Source organism: Verrucomicrobiia bacterium (genome assembly GCA_036405135.1).
Classification (GTDB): domain Bacteria; phylum Verrucomicrobiota; class Verrucomicrobiia; order Limisphaerales; family JAEYXS01; genus JAEYXS01.
This window is the reverse complement of record DASWYF010000020.1, coordinates 358,788-376,289: the sequence shown is the minus strand read 5'-3', so window position 1 is coordinate 376,289 and position 17,502 is coordinate 358,788. Positions and strand designations below refer to the sequence as shown.

At 55.8% G+C, this 17,502-nt stretch carries 17 protein-coding genes; 8 read left to right on the top strand and 9 right to left on the bottom strand.

The genetic code is table 11. From position 1 onward, the window contains the following. The first annotated feature begins 123 nt into the window (after positions 1-123). The 6 genes from VGH19_10275 to VGH19_10250 all read left to right on the top strand — a co-directional run bounded on the left by VGH19_10275 (position 124) and on the right by VGH19_10250 (position 7,644). The gene (locus tag VGH19_10275; GenBank protein ID HEY1171747.1) at positions 124-1,935 is read left to right on the top strand and encodes a TonB-dependent receptor; all 1,812 of its coding nucleotides are present in this window, start codon (positions 124-126) and stop codon (positions 1,933-1,935) included. A 7-nt stretch (positions 1,936-1,942) separates the two neighbouring features. Then, on the top strand, positions 1,943-2,494 hold the full coding sequence (locus tag VGH19_10270) for a YfiR family protein (GenBank protein HEY1171746.1): 552 nt from the start codon (positions 1,943-1,945) through the stop codon (positions 2,492-2,494). A gap of 1 nt (position 2,495) precedes the next feature. Beyond that, on the top strand, positions 2,496-4,961 hold the full coding sequence (locus tag VGH19_10265) for an ATP-binding protein (GenBank protein HEY1171745.1): 2,466 nt from the start codon (positions 2,496-2,498) through the stop codon (positions 4,959-4,961). A 113-nt stretch (positions 4,962-5,074) separates the two neighbouring features. Beyond that, a complete protein-coding gene (locus VGH19_10260) occupies positions 5,075-6,211 on the top strand; it encodes a response regulator (GenBank protein HEY1171744.1) in 1,137 nt (378 codons plus the stop codon). A gap of 11 nt (positions 6,212-6,222) precedes the next feature. Next, entirely contained in the window at positions 6,223-6,654 is a 432-nt protein-coding gene (gene rpiB / locus VGH19_10255) for a ribose 5-phosphate isomerase B (protein ID HEY1171743.1), read from the top strand. Positions 6,655-6,702: 48 nt separating this feature from the next. Next, on the top strand, positions 6,703-7,644 hold the full coding sequence (locus VGH19_10250; protein HEY1171742.1) for a glutathione S-transferase family protein: 942 nt from the start codon (positions 6,703-6,705) through the stop codon (positions 7,642-7,644). A 154-nt stretch (positions 7,645-7,798) separates the two neighbouring features. Here the strand turns inward: VGH19_10250 and VGH19_10245 are convergent, their stop codons facing one another. Both VGH19_10245 and VGH19_10240 read right to left on the bottom strand, forming a co-directional pair. Further along, the gene (locus tag VGH19_10245) at positions 7,799-8,464 is read right to left on the bottom strand and encodes a CpXC domain-containing protein (GenBank protein HEY1171741.1); all 666 of its coding nucleotides are present in this window, start codon (positions 8,462-8,464) and stop codon (positions 7,799-7,801) included. Between the two features lie 9 nt (positions 8,465-8,473). Beyond that, positions 8,474-9,238, bottom strand: a complete 765-nt coding sequence (locus tag VGH19_10240; protein ID HEY1171740.1) for an alpha/beta fold hydrolase — start codon at positions 9,236-9,238, stop codon at positions 8,474-8,476. Positions 9,239-9,290: 52 nt separating this feature from the next. Here VGH19_10240 and VGH19_10235 point away from each other — a divergent pair, with 52 nt between their 5' ends. Next, a complete protein-coding gene (locus VGH19_10235; GenBank protein HEY1171739.1) occupies positions 9,291-9,476 on the top strand; it encodes a hypothetical protein in 186 nt (61 codons plus the stop codon). Between the two features lie 89 nt (positions 9,477-9,565). On the opposite strand, the gene VGH19_10230 is transcribed toward VGH19_10235, so the two are convergent. The 5 genes from VGH19_10230 to VGH19_10210 all read right to left on the bottom strand — a co-directional run bounded on the left by VGH19_10230 (position 9,566) and on the right by VGH19_10210 (position 14,182). After that, positions 9,566-10,879 (bottom strand): GTP-binding protein, encoded by a 1,314-nt coding sequence (locus tag VGH19_10230; protein HEY1171738.1) that lies wholly within the window; start codon positions 10,877-10,879, stop codon positions 9,566-9,568. Positions 10,880-10,943: 64 nt separating this feature from the next. Then, positions 10,944-11,801 carry a Bro-N domain-containing protein gene (locus VGH19_10225; protein ID HEY1171737.1) on the bottom strand — a complete coding sequence of 286 codons (858 nt, stop codon included), beginning with the start codon at positions 11,799-11,801 and terminating at the stop codon, positions 10,944-10,946. 6 nt (positions 11,802-11,807) lie between these two features. After that, a complete protein-coding gene (cysD, locus tag VGH19_10220; protein HEY1171736.1) occupies positions 11,808-12,743 on the bottom strand; it encodes a sulfate adenylyltransferase subunit CysD in 936 nt (311 codons plus the stop codon). Positions 12,744-12,755: 12 nt separating this feature from the next. Then, on the bottom strand, positions 12,756-13,415 hold the full coding sequence (locus VGH19_10215) for a phosphoadenosine phosphosulfate reductase family protein (GenBank protein ID HEY1171735.1): 660 nt from the start codon (positions 13,413-13,415) through the stop codon (positions 12,756-12,758). 2 nt (positions 13,416-13,417) lie between these two features. Next, complete coding sequence (locus VGH19_10210) at positions 13,418-14,182, bottom strand: YoaK family protein (protein ID HEY1171734.1); 765 nt, start codon at positions 14,180-14,182, stop codon at positions 13,418-13,420. Between the two features lie 130 nt (positions 14,183-14,312). Here VGH19_10210 and VGH19_10205 point away from each other — a divergent pair, with 130 nt between their 5' ends. Next, positions 14,313-14,924, top strand: coding sequence for a peroxiredoxin (locus VGH19_10205; protein ID HEY1171733.1), 612 nt, complete (start codon positions 14,313-14,315; stop codon positions 14,922-14,924). A 93-nt stretch (positions 14,925-15,017) separates the two neighbouring features. Here VGH19_10205 and VGH19_10200 read toward each other — a convergent pair whose 3' ends face one another. After that, positions 15,018-15,467 carry a nucleotidyl transferase AbiEii/AbiGii toxin family protein gene (locus VGH19_10200; GenBank protein HEY1171732.1) on the bottom strand — a complete coding sequence of 150 codons (450 nt, stop codon included), beginning with the start codon at positions 15,465-15,467 and terminating at the stop codon, positions 15,018-15,020. A 189-nt stretch (positions 15,468-15,656) separates the two neighbouring features. Then, the gene (locus VGH19_10195; GenBank protein HEY1171731.1) at positions 15,657-17,381 is read right to left on the bottom strand and encodes an NADPH-dependent assimilatory sulfite reductase hemoprotein subunit; all 1,725 of its coding nucleotides are present in this window, start codon (positions 17,379-17,381) and stop codon (positions 15,657-15,659) included. Between the last annotated feature and the right edge of the window lie 121 nt (positions 17,382-17,502).

The window sequence follows — 17,502 nt, the reverse complement described above, 5'->3', positions numbered from 1 at the left end:
TTAAACACAGGACGCTGGCTCGCTATTTTGCTGTATGTTTCTTATTTCAGCACCGGCCTTTTGAGGGCGCAAGAGAGCTCAGGTTCATCCACCAATCTGGCTGGCGCGCCTATCTATAAATCGATGAGTCTTGCCGAACTGATGGATCAGGACGTGACCATCGTTACCAAGACTCCGGAAAGACTTTCCCGCTCCGCTTCCGCAGTTCAAGTCGTCACGGGAGAAGACATCCGCCGCTCAGGCGCCATGACCTTGGCTGATGCCTTGCGCCTGGCACCAAATCTCACGGTACAGCAAATCAATTCCTACGGCTGGGTGGTGAGTTCACGCGGCTTCAATGCCGTCTTCGCCAACAAACTCCTCGTGATGATCGATGGCCGCTCCGTTTACACACCGCTGGATGCCGGTGTCTTCTGGGATGCCCAAAATATCCTGATGGAAGATATCGACCGCATCGAAGTCGTCAGCGGTCCAGGCGGAACTCTCTGGGGCGCCAATGCGGTCAACGGCGTGATCAACATCATCACCAAAAGCGCCAAGGAAACCCAAGGTCTCTATGTATCCGCCGCTGCAGGCACATTCCTGAACAATTACGGTGCGATCCGTTACGGTGGGCAGGCAGGCACGAACTTCTTCTACCGCGTTTACATGCAACGCTTCGAGCGCGACAGCACACGCACCCCTAATCGCGGTGACGGCATCAACGCCTGGGACATGGCCAATGGCGGTTTCCGCATGGATTACTATCCCTCGGAAGCCAATACGCTCACTCTGCAAGGCGACTTCTACAGTGGCGATATACAGAACGTTCCGACATCCGCCGTTTCTGGCTTGGATGGTCAAAATGTTTTGGGCCGCTGGACTCATACTTTCTCGGAGGAATCCGACATGAGCCTCCAGCTCTATTGGGACCGCACTTGGCGGCGCGACATCCCCAGCACCATCACCGACCGGCTCAACACCTATGACCTCGATTTTCAGCATCGTTTTGCGATCGGTGAACGTCACAACCTCCTCTGGGGCGCGGGCTATCGCCTGATGCAGGACAAGACACCCACCAGCACCGCCATCGTCGGCTTTGTTCCCGTGGAACGGAACATGCAGCTCTTCAGTGGATTCTTGCAGGATGAGATAACCTTGCTGCCGGACCGTTTGAAACTCACGCTTGGCACCAAGCTGGAACACAACGACTTCTCCGGCTTTGAAGTCCAGCCATCAGCCCGTCTGGCCTGGACACCCACTGAACGGCAAACCGTCTGGGGTGCCGTTTCGCGCGCTGTCCGCACCCCCAGCCGTATCGATTCGGATTATCACATTCCCATCACCCCGCCCTACATCATTGCTGGCGGGCCGAACTTTGAAGCCGAACGCCTCATAGCCTATGAGCTGGGCTACCGCCTCCAGCCCACAGAACGCATTTCCCTCTCTCTGGCCACGTTCTACAACCGTTACACGGATGTTTATAGCGTCGAACCCGCAGCCACCGGTGTGCCCATCCCCTTCACCATCCAGAACGGTGCCGAAGGCCAATCATACGGCCTCGAACTCTCCGGTGTTTACCAGGCGGCTGATTGGTGGCGGCTGCGCGGCGGTTATACTTATTTCCACAAAGACCTCTGGAGCCAACTGGGCCATAATGTGACCCAAGCCGTCCTCGCCAGCCAAGGCAATGACCCGCAAAACCAGATCGTGCTGCAATCCATCCTCGATCTGCCGCAGAACTTCGAACTCGATACGACCGCGCGCTTCGTCTCCTCACTTTCCGACCCGCAGGTGCCACGCTACTTCACGTTCGATGTGCGCCTCGCCTGGCATTACAAGAACATGGAATTCGCCGTGGTCGGCCAGAACCTCTGGGACCGGCAGCATGCGGAATTCAACAGTGCCCAGGAGATCCAGCGCAGCGTCTACGGAAAGGTCACCTTGCGGTGGTAGCAACATCATGTCTCGCCCAAGCTCCAAATGCAGTCTCGTCGTTCTCTGCCTGTTGGCGCTCCTGCCGCTCTACGCCCTTGGCCAGTCCAAGGAGTACCAGATCAAGGCCGCCTTCCTCCTGAACTTCACCAAATTCGTTGATTGGGAGCCCGAAGCCTTCTCGAGCGAGGGCGATCCGTTTCGCATCGGCATCTTGGGAGAAGACCCGTTCGGCCAGGTCTTGGAGGCCACCACCCAGGGTGAAACGGTGAAAAACCGGAAGATCCAGGTGAAACGGGCAAAAAAAGTGGAAGATCTCAAAGACTGCCAGATGCTCTTCATCTCCAAGTCCGAGAAGAACAATGTCTTCAAAGCAGTGGCCGATGCCGCCACCCGTCCGATACTCGTAGTGGGGGAAACGGACGGATTCTGCACCGGTGGCGGGCATATCGGCTTTTATCCGGAAAAAACCAAGATCCGCTTTGAGATAAATCCGGCCGCCGCCCAGCGTTGCGGCCTCAAGATCCGCTCCGATCTCCTGAGCCTTGGAAAAATCGTCGAGGGAAAGGGGGGCAAATAGCATGAAATGGCTCAATGACCTTCCCCTGAAGCGGAAAGTGACGTTGGTCATCCAGCTTACCTGCGTAGTCGTCCTTCTCCTAGCCTGCGGCCTGCTCGCCATTTACCAGTTCTTCGATTATCGGATCACCATGGCGCGGAGCACGACTGTGCTGGCGGACGTGCTCGCCCAAAACACCCGCGCTGCCCTCTCCTTTCAGGATAACGAGGCAGCGGCGCAAGTGCTGCAGGCGTTGCAATCCGAGCCCCACATCATCGCCGCCCGTGTTTACAATGCCAAAGGTGAACCCTTTGCCGATTACAAACGCGAGGGGAACGTCATCGATTTCCCCGACCACCCGGGCAAGGACGGCCATCGTTATGCCGCAGGTAATTTGAAACTCTACCGCCCTATCGATCTGGACGGGAAACGCATCGGCACGCTCTATCTCCAAAGCGACCTGAAAGGCCTGTTCCAGCGTTTGGGTGTTTCCCTGTTCATCGGCCTGCTCGTCGTGCTCGGTTCAGTCCTCATCGCCTTTGTTGTGGCCAAGCCATTGCAAAAGCCGATCTCCCAGCCTTTGCTGGCATTGACGGAAACGGTCAAAACCATCGCCGAGAAGAAAGACTACTCCGTACGCGTCCCGCCTAATGGAAAAAATGAAGTCGGCGCGTTGACCGATGCCTTCAATCTATTCCTTAGGGGCATCGATGAACGCGATGCGGCGCTGCGCAAAGCCAATGAGTCTTTGAAAGAGGAAGTCGCTCAACGCAATGAAGCAGACATCCGCACACAATCCCAACTGGCGCGCCTCGAACTCCTGCATCGCATCACGCGCGCCATCGGCGAACGCCTCGACCTGCCCAGCATATTCCAGGTGGTCGTCCGAACCTTGGAAGAGCGCCTGCCCATCGACTTCATCTGCATCTGCCTCTACGACCCCTCGGCGAACATGCTCACCGTGGCCAATGTGGGTGTGCAATGCCAGACCTTGGCCACGGATCTCGCCATGACAAATCAGGCCAAGGTCGAAATCGATCAAAACGGCCTTTCCCGTTGTGTACGCGGCCAGCTCGTCTACGAGCCGGATATAAGCGAGGCCAAGTTCCCTTTCCCGCAACGTCTAGCCAAAGGCGGCCTGCGCTCCTTCGTCGCCGCTCCCTTGCTCGTCGAAAGCAAAGTCTTCGGCGTGCTGGTAGCCGCCAGGAAAACAGTTAACAGTTTCAGCAGTGGCGAATGCGAGTTTCTCCGGCAATTGAGCGAACACGTCGCCCTCGCCGCGCATCAGGCAAATCTCTACGAAGCACTGCAAAAAGCGTACGATGACCTGCGCCAAACCCAGCAGGCCATCATGCAGCAAGAACGCCTGAAGGCCCTCGGACAGATGGCCAGCGGCATCGCCCACGACATCAACAACGCCATCTCACCCGTCGCGCTTTACACCGAATCCTTGCTGGAACGGGAACCGAACCTCAGTGAGCGCGCCCGCGATTACCTGACCACCATCCAACACGCGATCGAGGATGTTTCCCACACCGTCGCACGCATGCGTGAATTCTACCGCCAGCGCGAAACGGAGCTCACTTTGCTGCCGGTGAAGCTGAACCAGCTTGTGCAACAGGTCATCGACCTCGCGCGCGCCCGCTGGAGCGACATGCCGCAACAACGAGGCATCTTCATCAAACTGGAAACCGATCTCGCTCCAGAACTGCCTCCAGTAATGGGTGTGGAAAGCGAGATCCGTGAAGCCCTGGTAAACCTCATCTTCAACGCCGTCGATGCCATGCCTGAAGGCGGCACATTGACGCTGCGCACCAAAACATCCCAACCACCTTCCAAACTCGTTCACATCGAAGTCAGCGATACAGGGGTGGGCATGGATGAAAGCACGCGGCGGCGTTGCCTCGAACCATTCTTCACCACCAAAGGCGAACGCGGCACCGGCCTCGGTCTGGCGATGGTTTACGGCATCGTGCGCCGTCACAATGCCGAGATCGAGATCGACAGCGCAACTGGCAAAGGTACCACCATGCGGATCGGCTTCCCTGTGCCCGTCACCACCAATGGACACATCGGCCCGGCGGCCGAGGCTTTCGTGATCCCCAGCCGTCTCCGCATTTTGATCGTTGATGACGACCCGCTCCTGATCAAATCTCTCTCTGACACCCTTGCCGGTGATGGTCATGCCATCGTCTCTGCCAATGGCGGTCAGGAAGGCATCGACACCTTCCGCAAGACGCACGACAGTGGTGAACGATTTTCTGCCGTCATCACCGATTTGGGAATGCCTTACGTGGATGGCCGCAAAGTCGCCGCTGCCATCAAGAGCATTTCTGAAAACACACCCGTGATCATGCTCACCGGCTGGGGCCAGCGGCTCGTGGCAGAAGGGGACATCCCGCCGCATGTGGACAAAGTATTGAACAAACCGCCAAAATTACGGGAAATGCGCGAAGCCCTGGCGCAATTGACACAAAAAAATCCATGACAGGATTTGGACATTTGCATAAATCGCGGAACATTGTGAAACTGTCCGCCAGCCCTGCCGCCTGAGACAAGCTCATGCGAACCAGCCAGCCTGGACAGGCAAACCTTAAGCCTATGGCCGATACTCCAGCGCCAAGAATCCTGATCGTCGACGACGAAAGCGCCCAGATGAAGGCGCTGTGCAACACGCTCAAGGATCACGGCTACGACACGGTCGGCTTCTCCTCCGCCAAAGCGGCGCTCGAAAGCCTGAGGAAATCTGAATACGATCTGCTGCTCACCGACCTCATGATGCCGGAGATGAACGGTATCAATTTGCTCCAAGGAGCCTTGGAGAAAGATCCCGATCTTGTCGGGATCATCATGACCGGTGAAGGCACCATTGCCACCGCCGTGGAAGCGATGAAGTCCGGCGCGTTGGATTATATCCTGAAACCATTCAAACTGAGCGTCGTTCTCCCCGTGCTATCTCGAGCCATGTCGATACGGCGTTTGCGCCTCGAAAACATCGCCTTGGGTCAAAGCGTTCGCGAACGCACGGTGCAACTCGAAGAGGCGAACAAAGAACTCGAAGCTTTTTCCTATTCGGTTTCCCACGATCTGCGCACTCCGTTGCGGCATATCAATGGCTTTATAGATTTCCTCAAAGATTCCGATTCGCATTTCACCGATGAGGAGCGCAACTACCTAGGTCTCATCGCCAGTTCCGCCAAACAGATGGGCCAGATGATCGATGATCTGCTCGAATTCTCCCGCATGAGCCGCACGGAGATGTGGCAGACCGAGGTGGAACTGAAAGCACTGGTGGAAGAGATCATCCAGCAGCTCAAGCCCGAGACGAAAGACCGGAACATAGAATGGAATATCGCAGATTTGCCCAACGTACAAGCTGATCCCTTTCTCCTTCGGCACGTCTTGAGCAATCTGATCCTCAACGCCATCAAATATAGCAAACCACGCAATCCTGCGGTGATCGAAATTGGGGCTTCAGCGAACGATACAGAGGCCACCATCTTCGTGAAAGACAACGGCGTGGGCTTCGACATGAAGTATGCGGACAAGCTCTTCGGCGTTTTCCAGCGCTTGCACCGCAAAGAGGAATTCGAAGGCGTCGGCGTAGGTTTGGCGAACGTACGTCGCATCATCGCCCGTCATGGCGGCAAGACGTGGGCGGAAGGCAAAGTCGGCGAAGGTGCTACGTTTTACTTTTCACTTCCATGCGCCAAAGGCACCATCCCGCCCGTTCAGTAACTCATTTTATTATGAAGATTGCCTTGGGCAGCGACCACGCCGGTGTCCGTTACAAAGAGATCATCGGCCGATACCTGAAATCTTTGGGCCATGATGTGCATGATTTGGGTCCCTACACGGAAACACCTGCCGTCGATTACCCGCAGTATATCCGTCCTGTTGCAGAGCGTGTGGCCGCTGGTGAATTCGAGCGCGGCATCGTCCTCGGCGGTTCCGGCAATGGCGAAGCCATCGTGGCCAATCGCGTCAAAGGCATCCGTTGTGGCCTGTGCTGGAACGTGGAGTCTGCGCAACTCACGCGCGAGCATAACAACGCGAACATCATCTCCATCGGCCAACGCATGGTCACCGAAGAAACGGCGATTGCGATTGTGAACGCCTTTCTCAATACGCCCTTCGGTGGTGGCCGCCACGAACGCCGCATCAAGGCAATCGACGCTTAACCAGCGTCCACTCCCTCGACAGGCAGAAGTGTCGACGTATCTTTTGCCATGAGCGCGAAGTCACAGTTCTCTTCCGAACAAAGCGAGTCCGGCGGTTTCCAAAGACAGGAAGACGCCTTTCGCGAGTGGGTTTCAGCGGATGGCTCCACGGCTTACCCGGCTGTCGCGGGGCGCTATCACCTCTACATTTCGCTCGCGTGCCCTTGGGCCTCGCGCACGCTCATCGTCCGTAATCTGAAAGGATTGCAGGACGTCATTGGCGTGACCGTCACCGATCCTGTGCGCGATGAACGCGGCTGGTCCTTCTCCGATGGCCCCGGACACACGCGTGATCCCATCAACGGCTTCAGATTTCTAAGCGAAGCCTACGCACTCACTGATCCTGATTTCAAAGGCCGCGTCACCGTACCCGTGTTGTGGGACAAGGAAACGCGTCGCATCGTGAACAATTCCGAAGACGACATCTGCCGGATGTTTAATGACGCTTTCGCCGCATTCAGTGACAAGTCAGTCGATCTTTTCCCTAAGGATATCGAGCAAGAACACGCGCAGCTTTCCGAGTTCATCTATGATCACGTGAACAACGGCGTTTACAAAGCCGGCTTCGCCTCTAGCCAAAGTGAATACGAGAAACCCTGCCGCGAACTGTTCAATGCCTTGGATGAGTTGGAGAAACGTCTGGCCTCACAGCGTTATCTTTTCGGCAAGCGAATCGTAGAAGCAGACTGGCGGTTATTCTGCACACTCGTCCGTTTCGACGCCGTTTATCACGGCCACTTCAAATGCAACGTGCGTCGCATCGTGGATTATCCGAATTTACATGGTTATCTGCTCGACCTGTATCAACAGCCGGGCATTGCGGATACCGTGAATCTGGATCACATCAAGCGCCACTACTACATCACGCACGAAGACATCAATCCGACCCGCATCGTGCCCATCGGTCCCGCACAGGATTTCAAAGCGCCACATGGGCGCGAAGGAAAGTAAGCGTCTTTGGACCGCGGCTGTGTTCTCCTCAAGAGAACCAGCCGCAGCGGGTGCGAAAACAGAGAGAGGCTGAAATATTTCGAGGCAAATCTGGCTTGTTTCACCTGCTGCGGCTGATCCCGCTATGCAGGACACAGCCGCGATCCAATACGACTCAAGGCTCCGCTTCCTCAAAACACTTCGCCGCATACTTGCGATCCACCACGGGCCATTGCCCGCTGCTGATGGGCTGGAACACATCATCCGGGAAACGCTCCCACAAAAGTTCCTTCATCTCACCGAGTGGCAGCGCGTATTCCATCGGTGGCCCATCCTTCACCAGTTCCAAAAAAAGGATCTGATACTCTGGATCTACATCACCGATCTCGCGTAAGCCGCCATAGAGTAGACGCTTGTTACCAGGATTCTGGCCTTGCGCCTCCACGACGAGTTTCAGTAGTTCTACGAAACAATCATTCTGGCCATCATCGAAGATGCGGATCTTTTCCAGCAACGCATTGTAACTGCCGAGCAGGCGCAGTTTGTAGGATTCGGAAAGCACCTGAAGTTTCGGATCGATCTCCAGATTGTGCGGAGCCTGTCCATCAGCTTGAGGAACGAGCCAGAGCATCAGCTTTCGCTCCATGTCGTGATAGAGCAGATTTGTGGCGATGCTGGCCCCATGACCGCAACCCGTGCAGGTGAACTGGTTCAGTTCACGTTGCAACACCCGCTGCTTCAACTCCGGGTTCAACGTGACATTCACGCTCTCCCACAAAGTGCACGATTGCTTCTGCCCGCACTTCGGACAGGTAATGGATTGCTCAATACTGGAACTCATCTGGTGCCCCTATTCTCCGGCAAATTGCTGGACCAGTTCAATCAGTTTTCCCGGCGCATCCACATGCACCCAGTGTCCTGCCCCTGCAATCGTCTCCAAGCGCGCTTGCGGGAAATATTCTCGGATGCGCGGCTCATCCTCCGAGCGGATGTAATTGGAATTCCCACCGGCCACAAAAAGTGTCGGCCCGTGGAACGCTCGCATTTCTGCAAAATCGCCGGAGAGTTCCGCCAATTTTTCATGCAACACTCGCAGATTTGGTTTCCAATAAAAGGCGCCTTCGTTGAGGCGGCCCAAGTTTTTCAGCAACCATTGGCGAATGGCTGGTTGTGGAATAGAGCCAGCCAGCACGGCATCGATTTCACTGCGTGTCGTGAACTTGGACAAATCCACGGCTAAAAGCGCGTCTAGCAAAGCTTTGTGCGCGGGCGGATAACTTTTTGGCGCGATGTCCACGACAATCAGGCGCTTCACCAGCTCGGAATAATCCATCGCCAGTTGCATCGCCACCTTTCCACCTAGAGAGTGGCCCAGCACAGTCACTTGCGAGAGACCGTCACCATCCATCAATTCGCGCACATCATCCGCCATCGCAGCGAAGCCCGCTTCATTCGCATGCGGTGAGCGACCGTGGTTCCGCAGATCAGGGACAAGAATTGTAAAGTTTTGTGCCCAGATTTTTGCCATACCATGCCAGTTGTCTCCACTGCCCAGCAGACCGTGCAGGATGACCATGGGCGGGCCTTCACCGTGACGTTCGAAATGCAGCTTCATGCAGCAGGAATGACGATGGCATCGCCTGTGCTAATAGCAAGTGCAGGCACCCATGAATACGTCCTTCACCAATGACACACACTTCCGCCGCGTGCGCCTGGGCGTGAATGATCACGGCATGCTGCGGCTCCAAATCCGGTTGCGCGAAGCTCCACCTGCACCCGAAGCACAAGCCCCCTGGCACCGACGTTTTCGCCATCACGCGGGACGCTGGCTGGAATCTTTCTGGGGAGAGTAGATTTCAGTCGCGCACCGTTTGTAAGTCGGCAAATGAAAAACCCGATGAGGCATTGCGCTTCATCGGGTTTGAATTTTTAAGCGTTTCGCTTAGATCGCGAAGTCGTCGTATTCCGGCTTCACAGGTTCCAACGGTGCGTGGAGCATGCCTGCACCGACCGTAAGGTTCGTTCCTTGCTCGATGAGGATGAAGGAGCCCATGAGGCGGTTCGTGGAGTAGCCGTCATAGATGAGCGGCTTGGAAACGCGCACGCGGATCTCGCCGATGTCGTTCATCGCAAGCGCGGCTGGCGCGGGTTCCACATCATACGTCTGGATATTGATCTTATGCTCGATGGCCGTGACGATTGCTTGCACGGTTTGTGTGCCGTGCTTAAGGAAGTATTTCTTCCCGCTTGCCAGCGGACGGTCATGCATCCAGCAGATGCGAGCATGCAGTTCCGAACTCTTGCCCGGCAAGTTTTCCTGACCGATCAGGATGTCACCACGGCTGATGTCGATGTCGTGCTCCAACACGACCGTGACGGATTGCGGGCAGAAGGCTTCTTCAATCTCACCATCGTAGGTCCAGATCTGTTTCACCTTGCTCTTCTGGCCTCCGGGCAGCACGCGCACTTCTTGGCCGACCTTCACGATGCCGCCAGCGATCTGGCCGCTCAGGCCGCGGAAGTCGTGCAACTTCTGGTCACGCGGATTGTTCGGGCGGTTCACCCATTGCACCGGCAGGCGGAAAGCGCCCATGTTCCAATCGCTCGCGATATGCACCGTCTCCAAATGACCGAGCAACGCGGGGCCTTGATACCACGGCGTATGCTTGGACGGCTCCACCACGTTGTCACCGTTCAATGCGCTGATGGGGATGAACTTCACATCCTTCAACACATCGAGGCGCGGCAAGAAACCTTCGATCTCGTCGCGGATCTCAAGGAAGCGCTCTTCGCTCCAATCCACGAGGTCCATCTTGTTGATCGCGAACACCACGTGCGGAATGCCTAGCAACGCGGCGATGTAGGAGTGACGGCGGGTCTGTTCGATGACGCCGAGACGGGCATCGACGAGCACTACGGAGAGGTTCGCCGTGGAGGCGCCCGTTACCATGTTGCGCGTGTACTGCACGTGCCCCGGAGTATCGGCCACGATGAACTTGCGCTTCGGCGTAGCGAAGTAGCGATAGGCCACATCGATCGTGATGCCTTGTTCGCGTTCCGCACGCAGACCATCTGTGAGGTTGGCCAGATTCACCTGACCACCACCGGTGATGTCCGCCGAGCGCTGCAACGCCTCAAGCTGGTCTTCCATCAACGACTTCGAATCGTAGAGCAGACGGCCGATGAGCGTGGACTTGCCGTCATCCACGCTGCCGCACGTGTTGAACCGGAGAATTTCGATAGGATGCTGACTCATGGGATAAAAATCTTAATCAATTCAAAGTGTAAATCGGATCATGCATTCAAATTCAACTCCGCCGTCATGATTTCCCTTTCACACGTTTAGCTTTTTTAACTGACTGGGTTAACGAAAGATAATTTTCAGAGGTGACCACCTTGCGTCCGCTCCGTTGCTCCAACTCCCGTCGAGCATTGCCTGCTACTGCGCCACCTTCTAAAGCAGCTTTTTTATTTTGTGGAAAGCCTTGAGCATCTTTGTTTCTCGCTATCTCGGTGGTTGATGCTTCACCCAGCATTGAGAAAATAAGCTCGAGATCCGTCATGTGATCACGAAGGTTCTCACGCTTAAGGTTTTTCAATTCTGTATATTCCGTCGGTGTCAGGCCAAACGTCGCTTTGGATATCTCTGCGGTCAGAATGGCATACTCGCGCTGTTCCTTGACTCCCCGTTTTTTCCATTCATCCGTCAGTTCATCACGAATGGCAATGGAACGCATCCGTTTCTCGATCCAGTCCTCTGAATAGCCTTTAGACTTGTAGATAGCACGCACACGCTTGCTGGCGAGTTCGGGATTCTCAATCTCTTGAATGCGTTCATAACCCACTTTGGCCAACCAACGCTTGAACGGTTCAGCTTTGGGGCTAGGAATGCTTTGAATCAGACGGAAAACACCCTCAGTATTGGCACAGTTAAGCTTTTGCTGCCCACCTGTTGTATCAACCAAAAGGGGGGTGGCAATTTGCCCCCACCCTTTGCTGATTTCAGGATCCCTTCGACGCATATCTTTCAGATAGCCAGAGGGATCTACTGAATCGGTTAAAACAGCAATAACGTCAGCAATGACAAACCACCATTCCCCCTCGTGAATGACACGACGAATCTCGCGCTTTTGAAAAAGCGCGATGCGATTCTCAGGATTTAATGGGGATTCGCTCACGGAATCTTAGAAATACCCCTGCTTCTTGCGGTCTTCCATCGCGGCTTCGGAAGCCTTGTCATCGGCGCGGGAACCGCGTTCCGTCACGCGAGCGGCGGAGATCTCACCGATGATGTCATCAATGGTCGTGGCCGGGGATTCCAGCATGCCAGTGCTGATCATGTCTGCGATCGTGCGCACGCGGCAGACCATCGTCTTGCGCGGCTCGTTGCCCGGACGCGCACCCGCAAATGGATCGGGTGTATTTGGATCGGTATGCGGCGGCGGCACTGGTAACCATTGACCGGCACGGCGGAAGCACTCGCGCGTGTGGCTGAAGTAGATGTTCGGCACTTCGAGCTTCTCGCGCTTGATGTATTCCCACACATCCATCTCCGTCCAGTTGGAGAGCGGGAACACGCGCATGTTCTCGCCCGGGTTCAGGCGCGCGTTGTAGAGATTCCACAATTCCGGACGCTGGTTCTTCGGATCCCACTGGCCGAAGCCATCGCGGAAGCTGAAGAAGCGTTCCTTCGCACGCGCCTTCTCTTCATCACGGCGAGCACCACCGATGCAGCAATCGAAACGGTACTCTTCGATGGCACCGAGCAGCACGGGGATCTGCAATTTGTTACGGCTGATCTCCGCTTTCGTCAGGACAGCGGTGCCGTTGGCGACCGCTTGATCCACCGTGCGGACGATCAATTTCGCTCCGAGTTCCTTGGCGCGGCGATCACGGAATTCCAGCAACTCAGGAAACTCGTGGCCGGTCTCGACGTTCAGGAACGGCATCGGGATATCCGATGGGCGGAATGCCTTCTCCGCAAGACGGAGGAGACAGATGGAGTCCTTGCCGCCGGAGAACAACAAAGCCGGGCGCTCGAACTCCGCCGCGACTTCACGCATCACGTGAATCGCTTCCGTTTCCAAATACTGCAAATGGTCCAGATGGTAACTTTTCATCTAAATCTTTTCTTAAGCTTTCTTCACTGCGGCACCGCCCCAAGTGGCGTGCAAACCGCACTCGCGTTTTTCATCAGCTTTAGCTGGGTCGAAATAATCCCACTCGTTCGGCAGGTTGTGCTGCTTCAGGTACGCTTCCATCTCGGCATCGCTCCAGTAGAATACAGGGCTGAGCTTGAGCGAACCGAAATTCGGATCCGGCGAGACGATGTCCAAGCCGGCACGATTTGGGTTTTGCACCTTGCGCAGAGCCGTGATCCACACGCTCGGGGCGAGTTCCTTCATGCCGCGCTGGAACGGTTCTAATTTCATCACCGCACTGAAATGCTTCAGACCTTCTTCGTCGTTCGTGTCGGGGATCGGGCCATACACGGCATCGCGATGCGCCACGGTCATCTTCGGGATGAACGCCTTGATGTTCAGGCCGAGTTGCTTACGCAACTGCTCCGCGTGCTTGTAAGTGGCCGGGCGATTGTAGCCGTGATCCACCCAGAGCACTTCGATATCCGGCTGCACTTGCACGCAGAGATGCAAGACGACCGCTTCAAACGGACGGAAATTCGTGGAGACGATGGCGCGGCCTTTACCCTGGCTGATGGCCCATTTCACGATCTCGAGCGGCGACTTTCCGCGCAGCTCGGCATTGGCTTGTGCGATTTGTTCAGCAGTCATGTTTAAGCGTCTTTGTTAAAATTCGGGAATGAACCGGTCATCGGCGTCTGCGGTGAAGCATCCTGTATGGCTTGCACCAGACCGTAATGATGCATGCCCCAATAGATGATCCCGGCCAGCAAAGTCATCACGGCGGGCACCACTAGACAAACCGGACCATAACGCAGATCGGCAATGGCTCCGATGATACCACCTACCGCAAACCCCAAGAACACGATGGCCAGAAAGCGGATCTTCCACCCTTGCACCTGACGATGCCGCAACCAATGGCCCAGCATCACGCCGATGTCTGTGACCAATCCGGTCACATGTGTCGTGCGGATGATGAGGCCGCAGTAGCTGCTAGTCGTCGCATTCTGCAGACCGCACGCCATGGCGATAGCTGGCAACGCCCAACGGCTGTGGAAGAGCAACAGTGCGCAAGCCAAGGAAAGCAGCAATCCCTCAATGATCAAAGCGATGCCATAACTCCGTCCCGGCACCAGCTTCCAAGCACCCACGATGATGCCTGCCAGAATTGCTCCCACCAAAAAACCGGCGATAATGGCGACTGCCGCGAGTGAATCGCGCCAGCGCCCTTCCACCGCATCCAACCCCATGCGCGATACGGCACCCGTCATGTGACTGACAGGTGTGTGGAAAAAGCCAAGCGAGACTGAATTGATATAGCCCGCCGCTGCCGCCAAGGCGACCGCACCAGGCAGCATGTGGCGGATGGTCCGCATCACACTTTGCTTGTCGATCGGTTGTGGGTGGGAATAGGGCATGGCAAAAATTCTAAAAAGAAAAACCAGCCGAACGCTTGACGATTTCAGCCTTAGGCATTTTCTTTGCTGCCTTTGAAAATTGGCTCGCCGCTGTAACGGGTGAGCAAATCTGAACACTGGAACTGAAACTATGACGTCTGAAATCAACCCCATCCGTGTCGGCGCGCAAGTGCCCGACTTCGAAATGGAAACCTACGAACCCATGGACCGCGGCTTCGGCAAGGTTTCCCTCGCCGACCTGAAGGCCCAAGGCAAGTGGACCATCCTGGTCTTCTACCCGGCTGACTTCACCTTCGTCTGCCCCACGGAACTCGCTGACCTCGCCGAGAAGACCGCCAAGCTCGAAGAGCTCGGTGCCAAGGTCATCTCCGTTTCCACGGACACGAAGTTCTCGCACCTCGCGTGGCGTAACTCCGAGAAGCTTTTGGAAAAAGTGAGCTACACGATGGCGGCGGACCCGACGGGCAACGTGAGCCGCATCTTTGGCGTGTTCGATGCCAAGACCGGTCTGGCCCTGCGCGGCACGTTCATCATCAACCCGACCGGCACCCTGATCTCTTCCGAGATCAACTTCTATAACGTGGGCCGGGACGCTGATGAACTCGTGCGCAAGATGGAGGCCAACGTTTACCTGATGTCCCACCAAGACGAGGCCTGCCCCGCCAAGTGGCGCAAGGGCAGCAAGACGCTCAAACCCAGCGCCAGTATGGTCGGTAACGTCCACGCGGCGTTGCACAGCTAAATCACGTGACTTAACAAAACGCGAACGGGCTGGCTTCAATGAAGCCAGCCTTTCTTTTTTATCCCTCGTTGAACTGTTTTGTTGCATCAACCGTCAGGGCAGATTTTCTAAATCCGCCAAATCTTTCGACCGACCACTAGCCCGCTTGTTCACCTTCAAGTCTTCCAGCGCAATCATGCTCACTGGCACACCATCAATCTCAGCTTGTTGCCGTCTGGCATACGCAGCTGAAAAATCTACACCGGACGCATTTTGAATGACTTCAATCTTGTTAGGCACATAGCCGAAAAAGATCGTTTCATTATTTCGCAGAAAAGCTTTATCGAGGCCCTGCAGATCACCTTCGAAAAAGAGACGGACAGCTTCCAGAAACCGGTCGTAATTCGCATCAGATACCGCTATCCAAAAATCAATATCTCCTGTGAAGCGATGGTAGCCGTAGAAATTAACAGCAAACCCGCCCACCAGAAGATATTCAACTCCGGCGCGGTTCAGACACTCCAAAAACTCGCGGAATTCGGGCGTTAACTGCCTCTTCTCCATAGTTTCTGATTCGCAACTCTTCCAGTGCCTCCATCCGTTCAGCGGGTGTGCGAGACCACCAATAAGCCCTCAACTCGGCATCAGCCTCCACGAACGTCCGGGCACCAAAAACCTGATAAGCAGCATGCTTCTTCGGTTTGGTCGTTTCGTTCATATCGCCGATGCCAAGTTAGAGAACCATTGATATTTTTAGTTCGCCGCCACCGCAGCCGGAGCGGCCGCTGCCTGTTCCTTCCAGAGCACGCGTTCCACCCAGTCACCGAAGCGTTCAGAGCCAACACGTTCTGCCGCATAGCGGGTGAACAGGCCGCGCAACTCGGGGATGATCTCCGGGTCTTTGATCAGATCTTTATGGATCTTGTTCAAGCGTGTGCACGCTTCGTTGCCACCAAGATACATCTGATAACGGCCCGGGCCTTTGCCCACGAAACCGATCTCGGACATATACGGACGGGCGCAACCATTCGGGCAACCCGTCATGCGGATGATGATCTCCTGATCGCCGAGGCCGATCTCTTTCAACACGCCTTCGATCTGGCCCATCAAGCCGGGCAGATAACGTTCGCTCTCCGCGAGGCCGAGGCCGCACGTGGGCATGGACGGGCAAGCCATCGACGCGCGACGCAGTGCGCTCGTCTGGTTGTCTACCGGCACACCGTGGTTCGCCAAGATCTGCGTGATCGCCGCTTCGTCAGCGGGCTTGATGTTCGAGAGCACGATGTTCTGCGACGGCGTCAAACGATACTCCGGCGCGAACTTCTCTGCGATCTCCTTCAAGGCCGTCTTCAGGCGATAGCCTTCCTTGTCCTTGATACGACCCGTCTCCACATAGAGGCCGAGGAACTTGCTGCCATCCGCAGCCGTGTCCCAGCCGAAGTGGTCGCCCTGTTTCTCGAACTTGAACGGCTTCGCATCAGCGAGCTTGTAGCCGAGACGCGTTTCGAGTTCCTGACGGAACCAGGCAGCACCCTTCTCTTCGAGCACGTATTTCAAGCGCGCATGCTTGCGGTTCGTACGATCACCGAAATCACGGTGGATCGTCAGCACACCCTTCGAGACATCGATCAATTGTTCCGGCGTGAGGAAGCCGATCACGTCCGCGATGCGCGGATACGTTTCTGCATTACCATGGCTGCGGCCGAGACCGCCACCCACGCTGAGATTGTAACCAGCGAGCTTGCCGTTCTCCTCAATGGCGATGAAGCCGAGGCAGTTAGTCAGCACGTCCACGTCATTGACGGGGCCGAGGGCGAATGCGGTCTTGAACTTGCGCGGCAGGTAGGTCTTGCCGTAGAGCGGGTCCACGAAATCTTTGTTCTCCTGCGCGTCGAGATTGAGCTGCACGCCATCCACCCAGATGGAGTGATAAGCCTTCGTCTTCGGCATGAGCGCTTCGCTCACGCGCGTGGCGTCCACGAGCAATTGCTTGTGCACTTCGTTGCGCGCCGGAACGACGGGCGACATGACGTTACGGTTCACGTCACCGCACGCGGCGATCGTGTCCATCATCGCTTCGTTCAATTCCTTCATCAGCGGTCCGAGGCCGGCCTTCACCACGCCGTGGAACTGGAAGCTTTGGCGCGACGTGATGCGCAACGTGTTATTGCCGTAGTTCGTCGCGAGACGATCATATACGAGGTATTGCTTGCCGGAGAGCACACCACCTGGGATGCGACCGCGAATCATCCAGATGTAGAGCTTGCCGGTCTTGCGCTTGTCGCGGTCATCCTGCTGATAGATGCCGTGGAATTTCAGGAACTGCTCGTCATCCGTGCTGAAGCACAGAGTGTTAGCGTCGTTGAGCGTGGCGGCGATATTGCCCGCGAGGGTAGGGATAGCCGTCTTCAGACCCTCGTTATGGGTCAGCTTCTTTTCTTCCGTAGGTGCGGGGGCAACCGCTTTATCTGTAATCATAAGTAAACTACTAATAATAGTAATGATTTCACATCCACCGTCATCTGTCAATGGGCTAAACAGGTTCAATCCGTTCTAAAATGCCCAAAAATTACTTTACCGTACCAGCCCGTAGGCCGTT